21 protein-coding genes are annotated in these 22,023 nt (G+C 60.5%); 8 read left to right on the forward strand and 13 right to left on the reverse strand.

The window, feature by feature from the left end; translation table 11 throughout:
• Window positions 1-92 precede the first annotated feature (92 nt).
• The 3 genes from dxs to CX511_RS03600 all read right to left on the reverse strand — a co-directional run bounded on the left by dxs (window position 93) and on the right by CX511_RS03600 (window position 3,291).
• Complete coding sequence (dxs, locus tag CX511_RS03590) at window positions 93-1,991, reverse strand: 1-deoxy-D-xylulose-5-phosphate synthase (RefSeq protein WP_101292987.1); 1,899 nt, start codon at window positions 1,989-1,991, stop codon at window positions 93-95.
• A gap of 173 nt (window positions 1,992-2,164) precedes the next feature.
• Window positions 2,165-3,052, reverse strand: coding sequence for a (2E,6E)-farnesyl diphosphate synthase (gene ispA, locus CX511_RS03595; protein ID WP_101292988.1), 888 nt, complete (start codon window positions 3,050-3,052; stop codon window positions 2,165-2,167).
• The gene (locus tag CX511_RS03600; RefSeq protein WP_045182568.1) at window positions 3,049-3,291 is read right to left on the reverse strand and encodes an exodeoxyribonuclease VII small subunit; all 243 of its coding nucleotides are present in this window, start codon (window positions 3,289-3,291) and stop codon (window positions 3,049-3,051) included. The genes ispA and CX511_RS03600 overlap by 4 nt, the downstream gene beginning before the upstream one ends.
• A 244-nt stretch (window positions 3,292-3,535) precedes the next feature.
• Here CX511_RS03600 and CX511_RS03605 point away from each other — a divergent pair, with 244 nt between their 5' ends.
• The 4 genes from CX511_RS03605 to CX511_RS03620 all read left to right on the forward strand — a co-directional run bounded on the left by CX511_RS03605 (window position 3,536) and on the right by CX511_RS03620 (window position 8,703).
• Window positions 3,536-4,939 carry an MBOAT family O-acyltransferase gene (locus CX511_RS03605; protein ID WP_045182848.1) on the forward strand — a complete coding sequence of 468 codons (1,404 nt, stop codon included), beginning with the start codon at window positions 3,536-3,538 and terminating at the stop codon, window positions 4,937-4,939.
• A complete protein-coding gene (locus CX511_RS03610; protein WP_045182570.1) occupies window positions 4,926-6,041 on the forward strand; it encodes an SGNH/GDSL hydrolase family protein in 1,116 nt (371 codons plus the stop codon). The genes CX511_RS03605 and CX511_RS03610 overlap by 14 nt, the downstream gene beginning before the upstream one ends.
• Window positions 6,041-7,246, forward strand: coding sequence for an SGNH/GDSL hydrolase family protein (locus CX511_RS03615; protein WP_052675485.1), 1,206 nt, complete (start codon window positions 6,041-6,043; stop codon window positions 7,244-7,246). Before CX511_RS03610 ends, CX511_RS03615 begins: the two co-directional genes overlap by 1 nt.
• Before the next feature lie 251 nt (window positions 7,247-7,497).
• Window positions 7,498-8,703, forward strand: a complete 1,206-nt coding sequence (locus CX511_RS03620) for an RtcB family protein (protein ID WP_045182572.1) — start codon at window positions 7,498-7,500, stop codon at window positions 8,701-8,703.
• Window positions 8,704-8,781: 78 nt separating this feature from the next.
• Here CX511_RS03620 and CX511_RS03625 read toward each other — a convergent pair whose 3' ends face one another.
• Entirely contained in the window at window positions 8,782-9,873 is a 1,092-nt protein-coding gene (locus tag CX511_RS03625) for a toxin-antitoxin system YwqK family antitoxin (protein WP_101292989.1), read from the reverse strand.
• 95 nt (window positions 9,874-9,968) lie between these two features.
• Window positions 9,969-10,910 (reverse strand): LysR family transcriptional regulator, encoded by a 942-nt coding sequence (locus CX511_RS03630; RefSeq protein WP_231353363.1) that lies wholly within the window; start codon window positions 10,908-10,910, stop codon window positions 9,969-9,971.
• Window positions 10,911-10,997: 87 nt separating this feature from the next.
• Between CX511_RS03630 and CX511_RS03635 the strand changes: the two genes are divergently transcribed.
• Window positions 10,998-12,323 (forward strand): MFS transporter, encoded by a 1,326-nt coding sequence (locus CX511_RS03635; protein ID WP_052675487.1) that lies wholly within the window; start codon window positions 10,998-11,000, stop codon window positions 12,321-12,323.
• A 32-nt stretch (window positions 12,324-12,355) separates the two neighbouring features.
• The gene (locus CX511_RS03640; RefSeq protein WP_101292991.1) at window positions 12,356-13,288 is read left to right on the forward strand and encodes a carbon-nitrogen hydrolase family protein; all 933 of its coding nucleotides are present in this window, start codon (window positions 12,356-12,358) and stop codon (window positions 13,286-13,288) included.
• Window positions 13,289-13,536: 248 nt separating this feature from the next.
• Here CX511_RS03640 and CX511_RS03645 read toward each other — a convergent pair whose 3' ends face one another.
• Window positions 13,537-14,247: a LexA family transcriptional regulator gene (locus CX511_RS03645; protein ID WP_101292992.1), complete on the reverse strand. Its 711-nt coding sequence runs from the start codon at window positions 14,245-14,247 to the stop codon at window positions 13,537-13,539.
• Between the two features lie 429 nt (window positions 14,248-14,676).
• Between CX511_RS03645 and CX511_RS03650 the strand changes: the two genes are divergently transcribed.
• Together CX511_RS03650 and CX511_RS03655 are read left to right on the forward strand one after the other, a co-directional pair.
• Window positions 14,677-14,949 (forward strand): hypothetical protein, encoded by a 273-nt coding sequence (locus tag CX511_RS03650; protein ID WP_045182582.1) that lies wholly within the window; start codon window positions 14,677-14,679, stop codon window positions 14,947-14,949.
• Window positions 14,946-15,209: a DUF3077 domain-containing protein gene (locus CX511_RS03655; RefSeq protein ID WP_101292993.1), complete on the forward strand. Its 264-nt coding sequence runs from the start codon at window positions 14,946-14,948 to the stop codon at window positions 15,207-15,209. The genes CX511_RS03650 and CX511_RS03655 overlap by 4 nt, the downstream gene beginning before the upstream one ends.
• A gap of 158 nt (window positions 15,210-15,367) precedes the next feature.
• Here CX511_RS03655 and ppa read toward each other — a convergent pair whose 3' ends face one another.
• The 7 genes from ppa to eat form a co-directional block, all read right to left on the reverse strand.
• On the reverse strand, window positions 15,368-15,895 hold the full coding sequence (gene ppa / locus CX511_RS03660; RefSeq protein WP_007933577.1) for an inorganic diphosphatase: 528 nt from the start codon (window positions 15,893-15,895) through the stop codon (window positions 15,368-15,370).
• Between the two features lie 91 nt (window positions 15,896-15,986).
• Window positions 15,987-16,802 carry a M90 family metallopeptidase gene (locus tag CX511_RS03665; protein ID WP_101292994.1) on the reverse strand — a complete coding sequence of 272 codons (816 nt, stop codon included), beginning with the start codon at window positions 16,800-16,802 and terminating at the stop codon, window positions 15,987-15,989.
• Window positions 16,803-16,811: 9 nt separating this feature from the next.
• Window positions 16,812-17,459 carry a DedA family protein gene (locus tag CX511_RS03670; RefSeq protein ID WP_045182588.1) on the reverse strand — a complete coding sequence of 216 codons (648 nt, stop codon included), beginning with the start codon at window positions 17,457-17,459 and terminating at the stop codon, window positions 16,812-16,814.
• A gap of 259 nt (window positions 17,460-17,718) precedes the next feature.
• Entirely contained in the window at window positions 17,719-18,177 is a 459-nt protein-coding gene (locus CX511_RS03675) for a GNAT family N-acetyltransferase (RefSeq protein ID WP_045182590.1), read from the reverse strand.
• A gap of 105 nt (window positions 18,178-18,282) precedes the next feature.
• The gene (gene eutC, locus CX511_RS03680) at window positions 18,283-19,107 is read right to left on the reverse strand and encodes an ethanolamine ammonia-lyase subunit EutC (RefSeq protein ID WP_045182591.1); all 825 of its coding nucleotides are present in this window, start codon (window positions 19,105-19,107) and stop codon (window positions 18,283-18,285) included.
• Between the two features lie 11 nt (window positions 19,108-19,118).
• Entirely contained in the window at window positions 19,119-20,513 is a 1,395-nt protein-coding gene (locus CX511_RS03685; RefSeq protein WP_045182593.1) for an ethanolamine ammonia-lyase subunit EutB, read from the reverse strand.
• Between the two features lie 51 nt (window positions 20,514-20,564).
• Window positions 20,565-22,013 carry an ethanolamine permease gene (gene eat, locus CX511_RS03690; protein ID WP_045182594.1) on the reverse strand — a complete coding sequence of 483 codons (1,449 nt, stop codon included), beginning with the start codon at window positions 22,011-22,013 and terminating at the stop codon, window positions 20,565-20,567.
• Window positions 22,014-22,023: the final 10 nt, after the last annotated feature.

The following is a 22,023-nucleotide window of genomic DNA, read 5'->3' on the forward strand; positions in this document are numbered from 1 at the left end:
CACCGGCATTGCCGGCTCCCACAGGTTCAGTGCATACCGAATGTGTGGGAGCTGGCCGTGCCAGCGATGAGGCCCAACCGGCCCCCGAAAGATCAAAGACCGAGCAGTTGCATCCGCTGACGCACCGACGCTTCGATCCCGGCAGCGTCCAGGCCACACTCAGCCAGCATCTGTGCAGGCTTGGCATGTTCGACATAAACGTCTGGCAGGCCTAGGTGCAGTACCGGCTTGAGCACGGCTTCGCGCGCCAGGAACTCACTGACCGCAGCACCGGCGCCACCCATGATGGCGTTCTCTTCGATGGTCACCAGCAGTTCATGGTTGGTGGCCATTTCACGGACCATGGCTTCATCCAGGGGTTTGACGAAGCGCATGTCGACGACCGTGGCATCGAGGTTTTCAGCAACCTTGAGGGCTTCAGCAAGCTGCACACCGAATACCAGCAGGGCAACTTTGCTGCCTTGGCGGCGAACCACGCCCTTGCCGATTTCCAGCGCTTCAAGACTGCTGTCGATGGTTGCGTTCGGGCCGCTGCCGCGTGGGTAACGCACGGCCGCCGGGCCGTTGTACAAGTGGCCGGTGCTGAGCATCTTACGCAGCTCGTTCTCGTCGCTAGGGGTCATCACCAGCATGCCGGGGATGCAGCGCAAGAAGGACAGGTCGAAGCTGCCGGCGTGCGTCGGGCCGTCTTCGCCAACCAGACCTGCACGGTCGATGGCGAACAGCACGTCCAGGTTTTGTACGGCAACGTCATGGATCAACTGATCGTAGGCGCGCTGCAGGAACGTCGAATAGATCGCCACCACCGGCTTGGCGCCTTCGCAGGCCATGCCGGCAGCCAGGGTGACCGCGTGCTGTTCAGCAATCGCTACATCGAAGTAGCGATCCGGATAGCGTTCGCTGAAGGCCACCAGGTCTGAGCCTTCCTTCATCGCCGGGGTAATGCCGACCAGGCGCTGGTCAGCGGCAGCCATGTCACACAGCCATTGGCCGAACACCGCCGAGTACTTCGGGCCGCCGGCTTTTTTCGGCGCTGCGGCCGGTGCGTCGACTGGCTCAAGCTTGGTGATGGCGTGGTAGCCAATGGGGTCGACTTCTGCCGGGGCGAAACCTTTGCCCTTTTTGGTCACCACATGCAGGAACTGCGGCCCCTTGAGGTCGCGCATGTTGCGCAGGGTGGTGATCAGGGTTGGCAGGTCGTGGCCATCGATCGGGCCGATGTAGTTCCAGCCGAGCTCTTCGAACAGGGTGCCAGGCACCAGCATGCCCTTGGCGTACTCTTCGGTGCGGCGGGCGATTTCCCAGGCACCTGGCAGGCGCGAGAGGACCTTTTTGCTGCCCTCGCGCATGCTCGAATAGGTACGGCTGGAGAGGATCTTGGCCAGGTAGTTGGACAAGCCACCGACGTTGCGCGAGATCGACATGTCGTTGTCGTTGAGGATCACCAGCATGTCGGCATCGACTTCCTGGGCGTGGTTCAACGCCTCGAAGGCCATGCCGGCTGTCAGCGCGCCATCACCGATCACGGCAATCGACTTGCGCGGATTGTTCTGCAGCCGGGCGGCGATGGCCATGCCCAGGGCAGCACTGATCGAGGTGCTGGAGTGACCGACGCCAAAGGTGTCGTACTCGCTCTCGGCGCGACGCGGGAAGGCGGCCAGGCCGTCCTTCTGGCGCAGGGTGTTCATGCGCTGGCGGCGACCGGTGAGGATCTTGTGCGGATAGGCCTGATGACCGACGTCCCACACCAGCCGGTCGTCCGGGGTGTCGAAAACGTAGTGCAGGGCAATCGTCAGCTCGATGACGCCCAGGCCGGCACCGAAATGCCCGCCGGTCTGACCAACGGTATAGAGCAGCTCCTGGCGCAGTTCGTCAGCCAGGTTCTCCAGGTCGGCTTCAGCCAACCGACGCAGGCCGGCAGGCGTATCGGCACGGTCGAGCAGCGGCGTGACCGGGCGTTCGCGGGGGATCTCTTGAAACGTCGTGGGCATCAGGCGAATCGTTATAGATATGAAGTGGCGGCAGTTTACCTTATTGCGGTAATGGCTGCCCATTGAGTGGGGGCTTTGATCCCTATCGCCGGCAAGGCCGGCTCCCACAGTAATAGTTCAACGCGGGCTCTTATGGGAGCCAGCTTGCCGGCGATGAGGCCGGACCAAGCGACTTAGTTGCGTCGCTCGACGATGTAGCGGGCCAGCTCGCGCAACGGCTCGGCTGCTGCGCCAAACGGACGCAATGCGTCCAGGGCCTGATCACGCAACTCCAGCGCATAGGCCTTGGCTGCATCGAGCCCGAGCAGTGCCGGGTAGGTCGGTTTGTCTCGGGCAATATCGGCACCCTGGCGTTTGCCCAGAGTGGCGGTGTCGCTCTCGACATCGAGAATATCGTCTTGAACCTGGAACGCCAGGCCGATCGCCTGAGCGTAAGCCTGCAGGGCTTGCAGCTGCGCGTGATCGGCGCGAGCGCTGGCCAGGGCGCCGAGCCTGACGCTGGCTTCGATCAGGGCGCCGGTTTTGTGCCGGTGCATGAATTCAAGGGCTTGCTGATCAAGCTTGATCCCCACCGAGCCAAGGTCGATAGCCTGGCCACCGACCATGCCAGCCGGACCTGCAGCCAGGGCCAGGGTCTGGACCATGGCCAGGCGGATACTGTCCGCCTGCGGGCTCAGTTGCGGATCGAGCAGGGCGCTGAACGCCAGGCTCTGCAAGCCGTCACCGGCGAGAATCGCGCAGGCTTCGTCAAAGGCCTTGTGGGTTGTCGGCTGGCCACGGCGCAGGTCGTCATCGTCCATCGCCGGCAAATCGTCGTGGACCAGTGAATAAGCATGGATCAGTTCGACGGCACAGGCCGCACCATTGGCGTGCTCAGGCGCAACGTCGAGGGCTTCGCAGGCCGCATAGGCGAGCAGCGGGCGTACACGCTTGCCGCCGTTCATCACGCTGTAACGCATGGCAGCGTACAGGCGGGTCAGCTCTGCAGAAGGAGCAACAAATAGTTGTTCAAGGGCCGCATCGACCCGAGCCTGGCAGTTGGCCTGATAGTCGGTAATCATTCTGCCTGTTCCGCATCGAAAGGCTCAGCCTTCAGTTCACCGTCGCGTTCCAGCAGTACCTGAACCTTTTGCTCGGCCTGGACCAAGGCGCTCTGACAGTCACGGGTCAGACTGATGCCTTGCTCGAACGCGGTCAGCGAGTCTTCCAGCGACAGCTCACCGTTCTCCAGGCGCTCGACCAGCGCTTGCAGGTCGGCGAGGGATTGCTCGAAATCAATAGAGGCTTTTTTTCGGGCCATGGCGGCTGTCTCGGTGGCGGTATAAACGGCGCGACACTAGCAGAGCGGGGCGGGGGGAGCAAATCGAGCGGTCGGATCTTTCGTCGCATTCTGTTGCATAAAGACTGACGGCTTACGCTTGATTTTCCTGCAAGGCTTGCATTGTGGGGGGTTGTGGCTCTCTGCCATAATCGCGGCCGCTTTAGCTCGCGGGGTTCCTGTGGGTAGAGCCTCCTTTATCTGATGTCACGTAATGGACTACGTTGTGAGCTTCCTTTCGATCGAGTTTGGCCTCAGCTTCACCCTGTTTTTCGTCCTTTACTGGAGCTTGTGCTGGAGCGTTCGGCTGCAGAACGCGCTACTGCTCGCGGCAAGCTATGGCCTGGTGGCCAGTTTCAGCCTCAATTCCCTGTATGTTCTGCTCGGCTATACCGCGCTGGTGTACTTGCTTGGCCGGCTGGGTGAACGGTATCCCGGGCGACGCTTCAGCTATTTGTTGGTGCTCTTGCTGGTCTTGGGCTGCTTCTACCTGTTCAAGTATCAAGAATTCTTTGTGGCTGGCGTGCAGGGTGCGCTGGCCAGTGCCGGATTCGATGTATCGCTGCCGGTGTTGCAAGTGCTGGTGCCGATTGGCTTGTCGTTCTACGCCTTTCATTCGGTTAGCTACTTGGTGTCGATCAACCGCCGCGAAATGCCTTCGGCGAGTCTGCCGGACCTGGCCCTGTACCTGGCCTTTTTCCCCAGCTTGGTCGCCGGCCCGGTCAATCGTGCTGCGCATATGCTGCCGCAGATCCGTCCACAGGCGATCCGCCAGGTACTAGAGCCCCAGCGGGCGCTGGGGCTGATCGCTTTGGCGGTGGTTAAACTGTTTTTCTGCAGTGCCTGGCTGGCCAGCGAATGGGTCGACCCGGTATTCGAAACCCCAGGTGGTTACTCGCCGGAACAGATCCTGCTGAGTGTCTACGGCTACAGCTTTTTGATTTATTTCAACTTCAGTGGCTACACCAACCTGGTCACCGGGATTGCCTTGTTGCTGGGTTTTCGCCTACCGGACAACTTCAACGCCCCTTATGCCGCGCACAACCTCAAAGAGTTCTGGGGGCGCTGGCATATCAGCCTGTCGCTTTTCATCCGCGACTATGTCTACATCCCGCTGGGCGGCAACCGCCAGGGTGTCTGGCGTGGCAACCTGAACATGCTGCTGGCCATGCTGATTTCAGGCTTGTGGCATGGCGCGAGCATCAACTTCATTATCTGGGGCGCGCTGCACGGTATCGGGCTGGCGCTTTACAAGGCGTCCACGTATGTCCTGCCGCAGCCCATGCGCTGGCCTGGGGCTGGGCTGGCGGCGCGTTTGCTGACCTTCCACTACGTCGCGTTTGCCTGGATCTTTTTCCGCGCGAGCACCCTTGATGACGCTATGGACATGCTCGCCGGCATTGGTGGCTTGAGCATTGAAGGGCTGTTCTCGGCGACTGGTCTGCTGCTGTTGGCCAGTGTGCTGTATGTCGCAGTCTATCCGCAGGTGCTGGCCCTGCTACGTCAGTTGTTTGCCGCTACCACCCGTTTGCCCTGGCAGTTCTATCCGATTCCGCTCGGGGTGTTCGTGTCGTTGGTTATCTTCGCTTCGCAGTCGGGCGTGCCGGGGTTCATCTATGCCAGCTTCTAATTCCGGCCAGCTGTTGCGCGTGCAACTGGATGCGGCCAAAGCCTTCTACGGCATAGTCCTGACGACGGTGCTGCTGTTCTGGCTGAATCAGGACTCGATCAGCCTCTATTGCCAGCAGAAGTACCACCAGAGCTGCGAGCTGCCGGTACTTGGACAAAGCCCGGCCTGGCGCTTGGGCGGCAACTTGACCCAGGCCTTGGGCGCCGCCCGAGACAGCTTTGTCGGTAGTCTGGAGCAAAGCCGTACGGCGGTGGCACAGGTCGACAGCGTTGCATTGCCAGCGCCTATGCCCGTCGTTCCAGTGAACCTGGAGGCACCGCATGGCGCGCCGCCCGTCGTGGCGCCCAAGCCGATAGCGGCCAAGGTGGCTGCTCCGGCTGTGGCCGCGACGCCGACAAAGCCTGCTGCAGCCGTATCCCCAAACCCGTTGCCGTCTGCCACCGTGGTCTCCCTCGCCGCAGGTGACGAAGTGTTTCTGGTGGGGGACTCGCTGATGCAAGGGGTCGCCCCACATCTGTCCAACAGCCTGCGCAAGCGCTATCAGATCAAGAGCGTCAACCTCAGTCGGCAGAGCACCGGGCTGGCATATCCAGGTTTCTTCAACTGGCCGCAAACTGTGGCCCGCACCCTGGAGAACTCCCCCAATATACGCCTGATGGTGATCTTCCTCGGCCCTAACGATCCTTGGGACATGCCCCAGGGCAAGGGCAAGCCATTCCTGCGCTTCAAGTCGCCGGAATGGGAGACTGCCTACCGCCAGCGTATCGATGCCATTCTGGATCAAGCCCGTGAGCATCAGGTACAGGTGATCTGGGTCGGTCCGCCGAATATGCAGAAGCCGCGACTGTCCAGTGCCATGGCCTACCTCAGCGGCCTGTACCAGGAGCAGGTCGGGCTCTATCAGCAACATTACCTCTCGGCCAACCCGGTGCTGGGTTACCAGGACGACGCGTTCTCCTATACCTTGCAAAACAGCCAGGGCAAACGGGTCAAGACTCGGGTCGATGACGGCATCCATTTCACCATTACCGGGCAGAAGCTGATCGCCGAACAGATACTCTCGCTGATCGCCTTCCCGGGCCTCACTGTTACGGGACACTGATGCGTCAACTGCACAACATTCTTGGACTGGCCCTGCTGATTTGCACGCTGCCGGGCTGTAGCCCGGTGGCGGCGGTCAATACCACGGCCAGGCCGGTCCATGCCCCGGCCAAGCCTGTGGCAAGCCAGGGCAATGGCAACCTGGCGGTGTTGGCCGGCAAGTTCAAGGGCGCCAACCGTGCGCCGGTCACGATCGTCCAGTTTGGCGATTCGCATACCGCTGCCGACCTGTTCAGCGGTGAGATGCGCCGCTTGCTGCAGGCGCGCTATGGCGATGGCGGCATCGGCCTGGTTAGCGCCACGCCAGTGCCCGGCACGCGCTATGACCAGGTGATTCTCAAAGCGGCCAAGCGCGAGTGGGAGCTGGTGTCGGCGCGCAACCAGCAGAGTGCGCAGTTTCCCCTCGGTGGCTATCTGTCGGTGCCACTGGTGGCAAAACCCGCTGTGCGCATCGAGGCACGCCAGCCGAGTAGTCAGCGTTATCGGGTGTCGGCTTTGTACCAGGCCCGGGAAAGCACCAGCCTGCTCATGCGGGACCCGCGTGGCCAGAACCGTCGGCTACTGGCAGCCACCGGTGGCCAATGGCGCTTTGGCCCGGTGGTGAACAATGTCGGCTTACCGCTGGACCTGACCCTCGACAGCCGCCCCGGCACAGTATTGGGTGGCTGGTACCTGCAGGGGCAGAAAAATGCCGGGGTGATCTATTCAGCCCTGGGCATCAATGGCGCTCGGCTCGAGGTTCAGGACAAATGGCAGCCTGGCTGGCAGGACACGCTCAAGTTGCTGCGCCCAGATCTGGTGATTCTCGCCTACGGCACCAACGAAGCGTTCGACGATACCCTGGATTTGGGCTTGTATCAGACCCAGCTCAAAAACACCCTTGCGCGCCTGCGCCGTGACATGCCGCGGGCTGTGGTGTTGGTCGTCGGACCACCCGACTCGATCAAGCAGCGCAAGGCACGCAGTTGTGCAGCACGTCAGCCGCGACAGCTGGCGGCCGTCATCCGCATCCAGCGTGAGGCCGCTAAACAGGCCAATGCGCTGTTCTGGGATTGGCAGGCCTATATGGGCGGGCAGTGTTCGATTGCTGCTTGGCAGGCGCAAGGCTTGGCACGGGGCGATCTGGTGCACCTGACAGCGGACGGCTATCGCAAAAGTGCGGCTGGGCTCAATGACTACCTGCGCACGCAGCTGAAGTTGCAGTAAAGGCGGGAAAAGGAGAGGTGGGGACGACTCCGGGTTGGCTTGCGGGGCCCCATGGAGTCGTCTTCCCACCCTCGAAAAGAGGCAAATCCAGATGCCGAAGGGCACCTGCTCAGCATGTGTCGGCTGGCATACTGCCAGTCGCGATTCGGTCCTCTAAATACACCTTAGTTGCTGTCTGGTGTACTGTAAATTTTCTCGAACGGATTGTGTTTCAGGTTGTATATCGGCGTGTGTCAATTCAGAGGTGTGCGATGAACCTGCTCGAAGTGGCCGGTGGTAAACCGATCAAGCTCTGGACCCAGGGCGTGCCGGTGGAAGACGAGGCCCGTCAGCAACTGATGAACACGGCGAAGATGCCCTTCATCTTCAAGCATCTGGCGGTGATGCCGGATGTGCACCTGGGCAAAGGCTCGACCATCGGCAGCGTGATTCCGACCCTCGGGGCAATCATCCCGGCGGCGGTCGGTGTCGACATCGGCTGCGGCATGATTGCCGCACGTACTTCACTGCTTGCCCGTGACCTGCCCGACAACCTTCACCGCCTGCGCAGCGCCATCGAGAAAGCCGTGCCGCACGGCAAGACCTTCGGCCGTCACGACCAGGGCGCCTGGGACAAGGTCCCGGCGCAGGCCGACCACGCCTGGAAGGACTTGGCCACGCGCTTCACGGCGATTACCGGCAAGTACCCGCAACTGGAAAAGACCAACAACCGCCAACACCTGGGCACGCTGGGCGGTGGCAACCATTTCATCGAGGTCTGCCTGGATGAAGCCGACCGCGTCTGGTTCATGCTGCACAGCGGCTCTCGTGGCGTCGGCAATGCCATCGGCAACCTGTTCATCGAGCTGGCACAGGCTGACATGCGTCAGCACATCGCCAACCTGCCGGACAAAGACCTGGCGTATTTCGAAGAAGGCAGTCGGCACTTTGCCGACTATGTCGAAGCAGTCGAATGGGCCCAGGACTTTGCCCGGCAGAACCGTGCGTTGATGATGCAGGCGGTGATTGCCGCAGCACGCCAGGTAATAGGGCGGCCGTTTGATGCCAACCTTGAGGCGGTCAACTGCCATCACAACTATGTGCAGCGTGAGCGCCATTTCGGCCAGGATATTCTGGTCACCCGCAAAGGCGCGGTCTCGGCGCAGAAAGGCCAGTTGGGCATCATCCCCGGCTCCATGGGCGCAAAGAGTTTTATCGTCCGTGGCCTGGGTAATGAAGATTCATTCTGCTCCTGCAGCCACGGTGCAGGGCGGACAATGAGCCGCACCCGAGCGAAAAAGCAGTTCACCCTCGAAGACCAGAGACGCGCCACCGCGCATGTCGAATGCCGTAAGGACAAAGACGTGATCGATGAGATTCCCATGGCCTACAAAGACATTGATGCGGTGATGAAGGCGCAGCGTGAGCTGGTGGAAGTCGTGCATACCTTGCGCCAGCTGGTGTGCGTCAAGGGCTGAGCGTGTGGGGGACATGCTGTAAAGCAATGAGGGCGGCCCTTGAGCCGCCCTCATTGCATGCCCGCTTAGCAGTGCCGGTTACGGCATCTTGCCTTCGGCGCACCATTGTTCCCATTCACCGATTTGGTCGTGGGTGATCATCGCTTCTTCGCCGACCTCTGCGCGGTACGCAGTCATCCAGGCATCCTGGCAGGTCTCGGCAGACACTGCAGCAACAGTGGAAAGCACGGATGATTGCGTTTCTCTCACGCCATTGACCCAGCGTTCTTCGCCTTCCAGCTGGCCGGTTTGTGGGTTGTACGACTGGATGACGCCGTCGGGTACGAGGTTGCCCGGATAGCCGCTGTAGAAATCCTCATCTTCAGCTTCCTCGGTGCGTACGAGTTTTATTTCCTGCAGTACTTTGCCATCCGGTGTGCTGAATTGCCGGAACCATCCGGAAACTGCAGTGCCGTTCTCGTAGTTGATCTCGGACTCTTGCTGAACAATGTTGGTGTGCAGAATATTCTTGTACTGCTTCTGAACGCCATCCAGCTTGCCGTCGTTGTAGTTCAGTTCTGCCGCCACGTATTGTTTCAGGCTGCCGATCAAGTAGCCGTACTTGATCTGTGCGCCGTGAAGCTGGCCGTTGGCATAGTTCGACGTCTCGTTTGAGTCGGTCTCATAACCGCTGAGTTTCTTGCCGTTGCTCCAGGTGAGCTCAGTGATCACCTTGCTGCCGTCGGCGGTCCAGCGGGTTTCCTGTGCATCCGGCTGGCCATTCTTGAAGCTTTGCTGATGAACCAGTACACCGTTCTCAAACGCTTCTGTGACCCCATCCTGGCGGCCATCCTTCCAGTTTTTGACCGACACCCTGGCACCTGATGTGGCATCGAAAACGGCTTCGGTACCGTTCTTTTTACCGGCAAGGTATTCGACCTCGTAAACCTTTTTGCCGTTAAAGGAGCATTCGCTTTTGCCGCTGAAGCGTCCCTTTTCTACCTCAGAATTGCACAAGGCTGTGAGGCCTGGCAGGCCTATTGGCATATTCAGCACTTTGCCGCTGAAGGGGTCAGCGTCTGCGTATTTGTAGATCAAGCCGTTTCTAGTCACAACTTCCGCGTTGTCGATTTCGGCACTGCAGCCGGTAAGGACGACGGCGGCCAAAGCGACTGCAAGTAGATTTCTCATGTAGCGTTCCATTTCAATGAGGATCTTGGAGAAGCGGCGAGTCTCGAGGCTAATAGCATTGATGTCAATGTAGTGGCATTGACCCGTGTCTAGGCTCAGGTGGGGGTGATTGATCCGCGCTGCAGCTCTTGCGTCGTGTCGATGATAAACCTGCGCAGCCAGCGGTTGTGCGGGTCGTCGTTGTGTTCCACATCCCAGACCATGAACACGCGAAAGGCCGGGACGAAAATGGGCACCGGGCTTACGGTCAAGCGTGCGATGCGCGCATAAGAAAGGGCGGCAAACGTCGGCAAGGTGGCGATCACGTCACTGTGTACCAGAGTCGCCAAAGCGCCACTGAAGTGGGTGAACGAGGCCGAAACCCGGCGGGCGACGCCTTCGCTTTCGAGCAGGTCATCAACAAACCCCCGACGACCATCGTAGGAGATCCGCACATGCTCATGCCTGAGGTATTCATCACGGGTCAGTGGGCTTTTCAGATTGAGCCGCGGGCCGTCGTACAAGCATGAGTAAGACGAAGAGAACAGTACTTGTGAGCTGTAGTGCGAAGTGAGCTCCTTGGGCTCTGAACACAGCACCAGGTCGATGTCCGTGTCCGCCAGCGAGGTTTTCCACAGCGAACTATTGCTCTGGTGAAAGGCAAACTTCACTGAAAGGCCGCGGGCCTTCGCCTCGTTCACCAGGCGTGGCGAGAGATAGCTTTCGATGTCGTCCGACAGCGCGATGTTGAACACCCGAGTGGAGGATTCGGCGGAAAACTGTGGCCGTTTTTCGACAATGGCGGTGATCGCGGTCAACGCCTCGGTGACTTTGGGCGCGATCTCCAGCGCCCGCCGCGTCGGCACCATGCCGGTGCCGGTACGAATGAACAACTCGTCGTGAAATTGTTCACGCAGCCGCTTTAGCGAGGAGCTTACCGCCCCTTGGGTGACATGCAGCACGGCTGCTGCACGGGTCACGCTGCGCTCATTCATCAAGCACTGGAAAACGATGAGCAGGTTGAGGTCGACTCTGCTGATATTAGCAACACTAATCATGGTCATCTCTAGTATTCGTTTGATTAATTTGCCTCAACATTCTTAATCTCGAAGGGCTTAAACACAACAATAAACAGGTGGCTCGGGATGCAAGATTCGATAGTGCAAGCGCAACAGGGTGAGCCTGCAGCCTCATCAAGCGACGCGGCAGAGCTGCGCAAACGGGCCATCGCCGTCGGCATTGGCAACTTCATGGAGTGGTTTGACTTTGCCATCTACGGCTATTTCGCCGCGGTGATCGGGCAATTGTTTTTTCCTTCCACTGCGCCCGGTGTGTCGCTGTTGTCGTCATTGGCGGTGTTTGCCGTGGGCTTTCTTTCTCGCCCCTTGGGCGCCGTGGTGCTGGGGCCAATCGGTGACAAGCTGGGGCGCCGTGCGGTGCTAATCATTACCGTGTTCGGCATGGGCCTGGCGACGACCTTGATCGGTCTGTTGCCCGACTACGCCACCATAGGCATTGCCGCTCCGATCCTGTTGATCACGCTGCGCTTTCTGCAAGGGATGATGGTTGGTGGCGAGTGGTCCAGCGCCGGTATCTACATCGTCGAAAGTGCACCGGCCAACCGCCGGGCGACCGCTGCCAGTGTAATCACCGGCACTGCGGGCGCGGCATTTCTGTGCGGCACGGCGATCGCTGCCATCATCAACGCGACGCTGTCAGAAGCCGACCTGATGCAGTGGGGCTGGCGCGTACCTTTTGTCGCTTCAATCATCATGGCCGGTGTGGCCATGTACATCCGCCGCAAACTCGGTGATACGCCAGTCTATGAAGCGCTGGAGCATAAGCGTGCGACCAATTCTCTGGAGCAGGTATCGCGCCCGGCCAAGCAGCGCGCCTTTGTCATCTCGTTCGCTTTCTCCGCCTTGTTCGGCGTCTCGCTGTACTACTTCATCACCTACGCCAACACCCACCTGACCCAGACGGTTGGCCTGAGCAAATCTACCGCCTTGTGGCTGTGCAGTATTGCCCTGGTGCTCTACACCCTGTTCAACCCGCTGGTCGGCCGTCTGAGCGATCGCTTCGGTCGTCGTCCGCTGGTATTGGCTTCGGCTGCGGGCCTGACGCTGTTGGCCTACCCGGTGTTTCTGCTGATGAACACCGGCAGCTTCGCCGCGATTCTGCTGGGGCTGGTGATCATGGCCGTGCTGGTCGCAATTACCGCCGTGATGGATGTCGTGCTGCTGGTTGAAGTATTCCCGGCCTCGATCCGCTCCACTGGTGCTGCTGTTGGCCACAACGTCGCCCTGGCGCTGCTGGCGGGCCCCGGCCCGTTCATTGCCGTCGCCCTGATCCAGGCCACGCACAACCCGAACATCCCGGCGGCCTACCTGGCGGTGGTGTCGGCGATCTGCTTCATCGTGCTCTGGTTGCTGCTCCCGGAAACCAAGGACCGCGACATCACCCGTGGTTAACGCCGATCTTCAACATCATTAAGGGAAGACACATGATCAAGGTTGCAGTTGTTCAAGCTTCATCCATTCCGTTCGAGCCACAACTGAGTGCCGAGAAAGCGGCCGGCTTGATCCGCGACGCTGCCGGTCAAGACACCGATCTGGCGGTGTTCCCCGAAGCGTTTCTCGGCGGTTACCCCAAAGGTGCCGCGTTCGGCACCGTCGTCGGTAGCCGCAGTGACCTCGGCCGGGCCCAGTACCTGCGCTATGTGCAGGGCGCGGTCAGCCTGGACGGCCCCGAACTGGCGGGACTTTGCGAGGTGGTCAACGAAACCGGGGTCCATGTGGTCATGGGCATCATCGAACGCCTGGGCCGGACCCTGTACTGCACCGCCGTGACCCTGGCGCCGGGCAGGGGCGTGGCCGGTTATCACCGCAAACTCATGCCAACGGGGCAGGAGCGCATCATCTGGGGCTTTGGTGATGGCTCAAGCATTGCTCCGGTGGACACGTCCTTTGGCAAACTGGGTACGGTCATCTGCTGGGAAAACTACATGCCGGCGCTACGTCAGGCGATGTACGCCCAGGGCACCGAAATCTACTGCGCGCCTACCGCCGACGACCGCCCGACCTGGGCTGCATCGATGGTGCACATCGCCCTGGAAGGGCGTGTGCCGGTGCTTTCTGCGTGTCAGGCGATCACCCTGGGTGAGTATCCGGCGTCCTATCGAGAGGACTTCGGTCTGGCGGCGGGTGAGGGCGACTACATCATGCACGGTGGCAGCATGATCGTCAGTGCCGCCGGGCAAGTGCTGGCTGGGCCGGTGTTTGATCAGGAGACGATTCTTTATGCTGAAATCGACCTGACTGAAGGGCAGGCCAGCAACCTGGACTTTGATGTGTGCGGGCACTATGCGCGGCCGGATGTGTTTACGCTGAAGGTTAATACGGCGGCGATGAAGCCGGTGGTGTTTGAGGGGGACTGAGAAAGGGGAAAGATTTCAGGCATTAAAAAGCCGGCTTGTGGCCGGCTCCTAGGGGACGGTCTTGGCTAATTTATGGTAAGCCGCAACCGCCTTAAAATCGTTGCTCCGGCGCTGGGGCCGGGAGGTGGCAGACAGGCAATGTGTTGCCGCGCCAGGCCCGCTGGCGTGCTAAGCAGCCGGGGCGAAATGTGCGGCGTAGCATACTGGCTCTCACGCCAGATGCCCAGCAAAAAATCACCCGCCACCGCTCAATACGGGCGGCTGTCACGCAAATGCCCCCACCAGAACACCCAACCCAACACGCTCAGCTTCTGGTTTTTAAGCTGCGCCGGGCTGTAGGTTTCAGTCGGGTGCTGGTCGCTGTCATGGCTGTGCAAGCGCAAGGTGCCATTGGCACGCTGGCTGAGGCTGTGGATGCGCAACCGGCCGTTGTGCAGCAAAGCATAGAGTTCACCTTCGACAATGCGCGTAAGGCCGGTGTCGATGGCCAAGGTGGTGCCGCGCGGCAGCAAGGGGCTCATGTTGCTTGCGGGCATGCTCAGGCACAGGGCTAGGCCTGGGTCTACGCCGAGGGCGTCAAGGGCGTATGCAGGCAGGCGCAGGTAGCGGTTGTCGATGGGTTTTAGTTGCCGCGATTGCATGCTGTAGAACGGCAACTGAATATCTTCGTGGGTGTGGGCAGCCAGCAGGCTTGGGTCCGCCGGTTCTGTACCCGGTATGCGTGGTGCCGCGTTCAAGCGCGGTAAGGGGGTGGGGTGTTTGGGGCCTTCGCCTGTACGCAGCCATTTGCTGCACACGCACAGCAGCTCGGCAATTTCATCGAGACGGGCCAAGGGCACACCGCGTTTGAACCAGTTGTTGACGTGCTGCGGGGTGACCTGGCGCTGGGCGGCAAAATCCGAAGGCGAAAGGTTGCACTCGTGCAGTAGGTTTTTAAGACGATCACCGGATGTATTCATGAGGCCCGAGTCTAGCGGGCTTGAGCGGTCTGAACCATAAACAGAGTGTTCATTTTCAAGGCGTGAAATGGCATGGGTTTACAGAAATTTTCCTAGGTGAAGTAGGAGTTTTCATTTGCTGGCCGCGCAGGAATCAGGCGAAAAATTTCAGAGTTTGCGAGTTTCGGAACTATCCTACGCACGCTGCCGCCTTTTCCCGGTTGCTGGGAAGATGCATGAGGGCTAACTTCCTCGGGTCGTCGTTTTGGCGACCGGGTGTGAGAGCCCGTCTTTGACCTATTGGCAGCGATGTTATGGCAGCCGTGCGCGGGCAGACTTTAGTCTGGCCGGGTTCCTAGGTCTCCGGTCTCTCACCCCGCGTGCGGCTGCCACCCTAATCCTGTGAGAGGGACTGGGAGGTGGCTCCTGTCTGATCCTAGGAGTTACGCCATGAAAAAGATCGTCCCCGATCCACCTAGCCCCCTCGTCACCAGTCCCTACTTCTCGATCCACAGCGACCTCATCCCCCCTGACTCCCTCGCCTTCGCCAGTGAGCTACTGCGTGGCATCCACGAAACCACCGACGAATTCTGCCGCGCCCACGCCAATGAACCTGGCCAGGGCATGCTGGTGAATGTGCTGCATTCGGCGGAGATGGCTAGAGCGTTGGTCGAGCATGCGCTGAGCAAGCTGCAAGGCATGGATAGAGGAGTGATGGGATGAATACAAAGGATGACGAGACGGTGGGGGTCGCCAGCTTCATTCGAAGTCAGGATCCTCCTGTGGACCTGTTTCGAATTTCACCCGGCGTGCCTTGCGACTACGCGCTGGAAGAGGCCTCAACGTTGCTTGGGTGTGTGCATAAGCTGATCTTGATCGGTGTCACGGATAAAGACGAAGACACGATTTTGGCAGCCTATTACCTCAGCGGGTTCGCCAAGGCGATCATTGATGATGTGGGGTTGGGGATGAACAAGCCGTAGCCGCTGCCGTAAGGCTGCGATCGGCTGCGTAGCAGCCGCCATCCTGTCACCCTGATGGGCCTGATAGGCGGCCGCTTCGCGCCCGATCGCAGCCTGGCGGCAGCGGCTACAGCAATAAAAAGCCCCGACCAGGTCGGGGCTTTTTTATTGCGGTTTGCTTAGCCTTTGTAGGCAGCAACCGACTTGGTGATCGCGGCGCGAGCGGCGTCAGCGCCATCCCAGCCTTCGATCTTGACCCACTTGCCCTTCTCCAGATCCTTGTAGTTGGCGAAGAAGTGCTCGATCTGCTGGATCAGCAGCGCTGGCAGGTCGGTGTACTCTTTGACGTCAACGTACAGCTGCGACAGTTTGTCGTGCGGTACGGCGATGACTTTGGCGTCGCCGCCGCCGTCGTCGGTCATGTTCAAGATGCCAACCGGACGGGCGCGGATAACCGAACCTGGGGCAACCGGGTATGGCGTAACAACCAGCACGTCCAGCGGATCGCCGTCGTCAGCCAGGGTGTTGGGGATGTAACCGTAGTTGGCCGGGTAGAACATCGGGGTGGCCATGAAACGGTCAACGAACAGGCAATCGCTGTCCTTGTCGATCTCGTATTTGATCGGGGCGTGGTTGGCTGGAATCTCGATGGCGACGTAGATGTCGTTCGGCAGGTCTTTGCCAGCCGGAATCTTGCTGTAGCTCATTGGGCAGTGCCCCCATGTTTGGCCAAAAATTGGTCGCGATTATAGGCACATTCCACCGTGCTTGCCACGCCCGCCCTGATGTCCGGCAGTGTTACTCGGGCGACTGCTGGTAGCCGGGGTGGTTGTGCTGCAATTGCTGCAGGCGCGTCAGTGGGTTCTGGCGGTAAAAACCGCACAGTTGCTGGTACACCGACGGGTAAGCCTCGTTGAGCAGGTCCGGGGCACTGAAGAAATATTCGCTGGTGACGGCGAAAAACTCCGCCGGGTTTTCCGCCGCATAAGGGTCGATGGCGGTTTCGGCATCCGGGTTGCGATCCAGCTGACGATTGAGGTCGTCATAGGCCGCTTGCATGGCCTGCGCCCAGTCGCTGACGCGCATGTCGTTGTGCAGCGGTGGCAGGCCATTGGCGTCACCGTTGAGCATGTCGAGCTTGTGCGCCAGTTCGTGGATTACCAGGTTGTAGCCTTCCCAGCCCCCGCTGGCCAGCACACCCGGCCAAGCGAGGATCACCGGCCCTTGTTGCCAGGCTTCGCCACTGTGCTCGCCATTCCATTCATGTTCCACGCCGCTGGCGTCGCGATGGCGCTGGGGGCTGAGGAAGTCGTCGGGGTAGAGAATGATTTCGTGAAAGCCCTGGTACCAGTTCAGCTCGCCCAGGTGCAGCAACGGCAATTGCGCCTGAGCGGCGAGGAACAGGCGCTGCTCACCGTCCAGTTCGACTCCGGGCAAGGGGCTCAGGTGCTTTTCATCGAGAAACAGCACGCAAGCTTCCAGTAGCCGCTGGTGTTCGTCGGCGCTCAGGCCGTCGAGTATCGGCAGCCGCTGGCGAACCCGCTGCCAGCGCTGCGGGTCGACGGGATGACGGGCGAGTGTGCGGCGCCGACGCCAGGCGTTCAGTGACCACATGGCCAGGGCTTAGTTGACCTTGGCGGTGCGGTGCAGGCGGCTGCGCACGATGCCAACGATCATCGGCACCAGCGACAGCAGGATGATCGCGACGATCATCAGCGACAGGTTCTGCTTGATGAACGGCACGTTGCCGAAGAAGTAGCCAAGGGTCACCAAGCCACCGACCCAGAGCACGGTGCCGGCGACGCTGAAGCCGAGAAAACGTGGGTAATGCATTTTCGCGATGCCAGCGACAAACGGGGCGAAGGTGCGCAGGATCGGCAGGAAACGCGCCAGGGTCACGGTTTTGCCGCCATGGCGCTCATAGAATTCGTGGGTTTGCTGCAGGTAATCGCGCCGGAAGATCTTCGAGTTGGGGTTGCGGAACAAGCGTTCGCCCGCTGTGCGGCCGATGATGTAGTTGGTGCTGTCACCGAGGATCGCCGCCACCATTAACAAGCCACCGAGCAACACCGGGTCCATGCCGCCACCCGCAGCAACCGCGCCGGCAATGAACAGCAGGGAATCGCCCGGCAGGAACGGCATGACCACCAGACCGGTCTCGCAGAAGATCACCAGAAACAGGATCGCGTAGATCCATGGGCCGTAGTTGTTGACCAGCAAATCGAGGTAGGTGTCGAGATGCAGAATAAGGTCCAGCGGGTTGAAGTCCATGTACAGCACCTGTGTTCTTTGAACCCGGTCGAGGGCATGCGATTGACTGGTCGTGCGAATGCGATCAGCCGCTACCCGAGTAGTGGGTAAAGTTTCACACATTTTGAGGAGGCGCATTATACGGCGGCGACGAGATTGTGCCTGCGCAGTTTGTAGCGGCGGATTTCAGGTATCAGCCCAGCAGTCAGTCAAGGCCAATGGGGCCGCTGCGCAGCCTATCGCAGGCTGCCGCCAGCTCCCACAGGTTCAGCGTCAGGCTTCAATCCGAGTTGATGGGCAGGATGTAGCTCTTGAACTCGTTGTCTTCGCGAAAACCCATGGACTCGTAGGTCTTCATCGCCACGTCGTTGTCGTTGCTGGTGGAGACTCGCAGGCGCACGGCGTTGGTTTCTTTGGCCATGGCCTTGGCTTCGCGCATGAGGTGGTCGGCAACCAGCATGCGCCGGGAATCTTCGGCCACGTAGATGTCGTTGAGGATCCACACGCGTTTGAGCGATAGCGATGAGAAGCTCGGGTAGAGCTGGCAAAAACCCATCAGCTTGTTGTCGTCATCGTCTGGCAGGGCTAGGTAGATCACCGATTCGCCGCGCTCCAGACGCTTTTTCAGGAATTTGCGCGAGGAGTCCGGGTAGGGCAGTTGTCCGTAGAATTCACGGTATTTGACGAACAGGGGGGCAAGCAGGTCCAGATGTTCCAGGGTTGCTTTGATGATCCGCATAAGCAGGCCTCAGGGTCCATGGGAGTTTGCGGCTTATCGCCGGCAGCCTCGGCAGATGCTGCCTGAAGGTAATTAGAAAGTGCAATCTACGAATTGAATGCCCGTTCAAGGTTTGCTTAACAGGAAGTTTCCTTTGTTCGGCGCATCGGCGTCTGACTCAAGGCTGTGCACCTGTGCTTCATCCTTGAGGTTTACCCCAGACAGTTGCCGGCGGCAGGCCTCACGCATCAGGTACAGCAAGCGATGGGCAGCCATGCCATAACTGAGCCCCTCCAAACGCACGTTGGAGATGCAGTTGCGGTAGGCGTCGGTCAGGCCGACTTTGGGGTTGTAGGTGAAATACAGGCCGAGGCTGTCCGGTGAACTCAGGCCCGGGCGCTCACCGATGAGGATTACGGTCATCTTCGCCCCGAGTATCTCGCCCACTTCATCGGCCACGGCCACTCGGCCTTGTTCCACCATTATCACCGGTGCAGTCGACCAGCCGTCGGCGGCAGACTGTTCTTCAAAACGGGTCAGAAAGGGCAGGGTGTGGCGGTGTACGGCCAGGGCCGAAAGGCCATCGGCGATGACAATCGCCAGGTCGACGCCACCAGGATTGGCCTGGGCGTGCTCGCGCAGTTGTTGCGCCGAGTCGGGGTGCAGGCGCCGACCCAGGTCCGGGCGCTGCAGGTAGCTGTCACGGTCGGCGGCGGCGCTGTGCAGCAGCAAGCTGTCACGCTGGCGCTCACTTAACTGGCTACGCAGGCTCTGGTGATCGAAGGCCAGGTGCACGGCGTCACGGGCCTGGGCATGGGCGAACTGAAAATCCAGCTGGGCACCGGTCGGCAAGCTGGTGCCGGTGCGGCCCAGAGCAATGCGTGCGGGGGTCAGGCGGCGCAGCTCCAACCAAGGGTTGGCGCCGTTGTCAGGTTGTGGGGTGTTGTCCATGCTCGCCTCGCTTATCCCAGTTGTGCCAAGGCCTGGCGGAACGCCGGTGGCAGGTTGTCACCGAAGCGCACGCGGCCATCGGCTTGGGTGAAGATGCCATTGCGTGCCAGCCAGGCTTCGAATTCCGGTGCCGGTTTCAGGCCCAGGGTCTGGCGGGCATAGAGGGCATCGTGGAACGAGGTGGTCTGGTAGTTGAGCATGATGTCGTCGGAGCCGGGGATGCCCATGATGAAGTTGATCCCGGCCACGCCCAGCAGGGTCAGGAGCATGTCCATGTCGTCCTGGTCGGCTTCGGCATGGTTGGTGTAGCAAATGTCGCAGCCCATCGGTACGCCGAGCAGTTTGCCGCAGAAGTGGTCTTCAAGGCCGGCGCGGATGATCTGCTTGCCGTTGTACAGGTATTCCGGGCCGATGAAACCGACCACGGTATTGACCAGAAACGGTTTGAAGTGCCGGGCCACGGCATAGGCGCGGGTTTCGCAGGTTTGCTGGTCGACACCGTGGTGGGCGTTGGCCGACAGCGCACTGCCTTGGCCGGTTTCGAAGTACATCAGGTTCTGCCCGAGGGTGCCGCGATTGAGGCTCAGGCCGGCGTCGTAGCCTTCCTGCAGGACATTGAGGTTGATGCCGAAACTGGCGTTGGCCGCTTCGGTGCCAGCGATGGACTGGAACACCAGGTCCAGCGGTACGCCGCGGTTGATCGCCTCGATGGAGGTGGTCACATGGGTCAGTACACAGGCCTGGGTGGGGATGTCGTAGCGTTGAATGATGGCATCGAGCATTTCCAGCAGGGCGCAGATTGAAGCGATGCTGTCAGTGGCCGGGTTGATGCCGATCATGGCGTCGCCATTGCCATAGAGCAGGCCGTCGAGAATGCTCGCGGCGATGCCGGCCGGATCATCGGTCGGATGGTTGGGCTGCAGACGGGTCGACAGGCGCCCACGCAGGCCCATGGTGCCGCGAAAACGGGTGACCACGCGGATCTTTTGCGCCACCAGTACCAGGTCCTGCACGCGCATGATCTTTGACACGGCGGCGGCCATCTCTGGCGTAAGCCCTGGCGCCAGGGCGCGCAGGCTGGCTTCATCGGCTTGGTCGCTGAGCAACCAGTCGCGCAACCCGCCCACGGTCAGGTGACTTACGGCAGCGAAGGCGCTGGCATCGTGGGTGTCGATGATCAGGCGGGTAACTTCGTCGTCTTCGTAAGGGATCAGGGCTTCAGTGAGAAAGTGCTTGAGCGGGATGTCCGCCAGAGCCATCTGCGCGGCAACCCGTTCGCCATCGTTGCTGGCTGCCACGCCGGCGAGAAAATCACCCGAGCGCGCTGGGCTGGCCTTGGCCATGACGTCTTTGAGGCTGTCGAAGCGGTAGGTCTGCTGACCTGCCGTGTGTACAAAACTTGCCATACAGAATCTCCAGAACGCCGCAGGCCGAACCTGCGGCGCAGGTGGCGTTGATCAGTGCAGGGCCTGTTCGGCCTTTTGGATCGCGGCGAATTCCTCTTCCGGTGTCCCGGCGACCAGGTGGTGCCGGCTGTAGAACGCAAAGTACGCAATCAGTACGCCGTAGATGATCGCAGCGCCAATCACCACCCGTGGATCAACCAGGAAGCCGGCGATTACGGCGATGCACGCCAGCACCAAGGCAACGCCTGAAGTGAAGATCCCGCCCGGCGTGCGGTATGGGCGCTCCATTTTGGGGCGTTTGATCCGCAGGGTGATGTGCGCGGCCATCATCAGTACATAAGACAGCGTAGCGCCGAACACCGCAACCAGGATCAGCAGGTCACCCTGGCCGGTCAGCGACAGGCCAAAACCGATAATCCCGGGGATCACCAGCGCTAGCACTGGCGCCTTGCTCTTGTTGGTCTGGGAGAGTTTGCGTGGCAGGTAGCCTGCGCGGGACAAGGCAAAGATCTGCCGCGAGTAGGCGTAGATGATCGAGAAGAAGCTGGCGATCAAGCCGGCCAGGCCCACCAGGTTGACGAAACCGCCCATCCAGGTCGAACCACCATAGGCTTTGGACAGTGCTTCAACCAGCGGGTTACCCGAGCTTTTCAGTGCGTCGGCGCCTGCGCCGCCAGGGCCGACCACGAGGATCAGCAGGGCGAAGGCCAGCAGCACCAACATGGCGCCAATCAGACCGCGAGGCAGGTCACGCTTGGGGTTCTTGGTTTCTTCGGCGGCCAGCGGCACGCCTTCGACCGCGAGGAAGAACCAGATGGCATAGGGGATCGCCGCCCACACTCCGACATAGCCGAACGGCAGGAAACTGCTGGCGCCAGCGGCATCGGTCTGGGCGATGTCGAACAGGTTGTTCACATCAAAGTGCGGCACCATCGCGACCAGGAACACGCCCAGGGCAATCGCCGCCACGGCGGTGATGATGAACATCAGCTTCAGCGCTTCACCGACGCCAAAGATGTGGATGCCGATAAAGATGATGTAGAAGGCCAGGTAGATCATCCAGCCGCCAATGCCGAACAGCGACTCACAATAGGCACCGATGAACACGGCAATCGCGGCCGGGGCGATGGCGTATTCGATCAGGATTGCCGTGCCGGTCAGAAACCCGCCCCAGGGCCCGAACGCACTGCGGGCAAAGCCGTAGCCGCCACCGGCGGTGGGAATCATCGACGACAGTTCCGCCAGGGAGAAGCACATGCACAAGTACATGGTGGCCATCAGCAAGGTGGCGAGGAACATGCCACCCCAGCCGCCTTGGGCCAGGCCGAAGTTCCAGCCGGCGTAGTCGCCGGAAATCACATAGGCAACGCCCAGGCCTACCAGCAGGACCCAGCCTGCGGCACCTTTTTTCAGTTCACGTTGTTGGAAGTAATCGTGGCCGACTTTTTCGAAGTCAACAGAGGAGCCTGCCGGCACGCTGCCGGATTGATCGCTTGGCATAGGGTTCACC

Origin of the sequence: Pseudomonas sp. S06B 330, assembly GCF_002845275.2 — a bacterium.
In the GTDB taxonomy this organism is placed as follows: Bacteria; Pseudomonadota; Gammaproteobacteria; order Pseudomonadales; family Pseudomonadaceae; genus Aquipseudomonas.

Coding starts and splice junctions, on each gene's coding strand:
- eutC (WP_045182591.1), bottom strand. CDS start 19,107: ATGGACAACACCCCACAACCTGACAACGGCGCCAACCCTTGGTTGGAG.
- CX511_RS03610 (WP_045182570.1), top strand. CDS start 4,926: ATGCCAGCTTCTAATTCCGGCCAGCTGTTGCGCGTGCAACTGGATGCG.
- CX511_RS03600 (WP_045182568.1), bottom strand. CDS start 3,291: ATGGCCCGAAAAAAAGCCTCTATTGATTTCGAGCAATCCCTCGCCGAC.
- CX511_RS03675 (WP_045182590.1), bottom strand. CDS start 18,177: ATGCGGATCATCAAAGCAACCCTGGAACATCTGGACCTGCTTGCCCCC.
- eat (WP_045182594.1), bottom strand. CDS start 22,013: ATGCCAAGCGATCAATCCGGCAGCGTGCCGGCAGGCTCCTCTGTTGAC.
- CX511_RS03670 (WP_045182588.1), bottom strand. CDS start 17,459: ATGGACTTCAACCCGCTGGACCTTATTCTGCATCTCGACACCTACCTC.
- CX511_RS03655 (WP_101292993.1), top strand. CDS start 14,946: ATGAATACAAAGGATGACGAGACGGTGGGGGTCGCCAGCTTCATTCGA.
- dxs (WP_101292987.1), bottom strand. CDS start 1,991: ATGCCCACGACGTTTCAAGAGATCCCCCGCGAACGCCCGGTCACGCCG.
- CX511_RS03685 (WP_045182593.1), bottom strand. CDS start 20,513: ATGGCAAGTTTTGTACACACGGCAGGTCAGCAGACCTACCGCTTCGAC.
- CX511_RS03615 (WP_052675485.1), top strand. CDS start 6,041: ATGCGTCAACTGCACAACATTCTTGGACTGGCCCTGCTGATTTGCACG.
- CX511_RS03630 (WP_231353363.1), bottom strand. CDS start 10,910: ATGATTAGTGTTGCTAATATCAGCAGAGTCGACCTCAACCTGCTCATC.
- CX511_RS03665 (WP_101292994.1), bottom strand. CDS start 16,802: ATGTGGTCACTGAACGCCTGGCGTCGGCGCCGCACACTCGCCCGTCAT.
- ppa (WP_007933577.1), bottom strand. CDS start 15,895: ATGAGCTACAGCAAGATTCCGGCTGGCAAAGACCTGCCGAACGACATC.
- CX511_RS03650 (WP_045182582.1), top strand. CDS start 14,677: ATGAAAAAGATCGTCCCCGATCCACCTAGCCCCCTCGTCACCAGTCCC.
- CX511_RS03645 (WP_101292992.1), bottom strand. CDS start 14,247: ATGAATACATCCGGTGATCGTCTTAAAAACCTACTGCACGAGTGCAAC.
- CX511_RS03635 (WP_052675487.1), top strand. CDS start 10,998: ATGCAAGATTCGATAGTGCAAGCGCAACAGGGTGAGCCTGCAGCCTCA.
- CX511_RS03640 (WP_101292991.1), top strand. CDS start 12,356: ATGATCAAGGTTGCAGTTGTTCAAGCTTCATCCATTCCGTTCGAGCCA.
- CX511_RS03625 (WP_101292989.1), bottom strand. CDS start 9,873: ATGAGAAATCTACTTGCAGTCGCTTTGGCCGCCGTCGTCCTTACCGGC.
- ispA (WP_101292988.1), bottom strand. CDS start 3,052: ATGATTACCGACTATCAGGCCAACTGCCAGGCTCGGGTCGATGCGGCC.
- CX511_RS03620 (WP_045182572.1), top strand. CDS start 7,498: ATGAACCTGCTCGAAGTGGCCGGTGGTAAACCGATCAAGCTCTGGACC.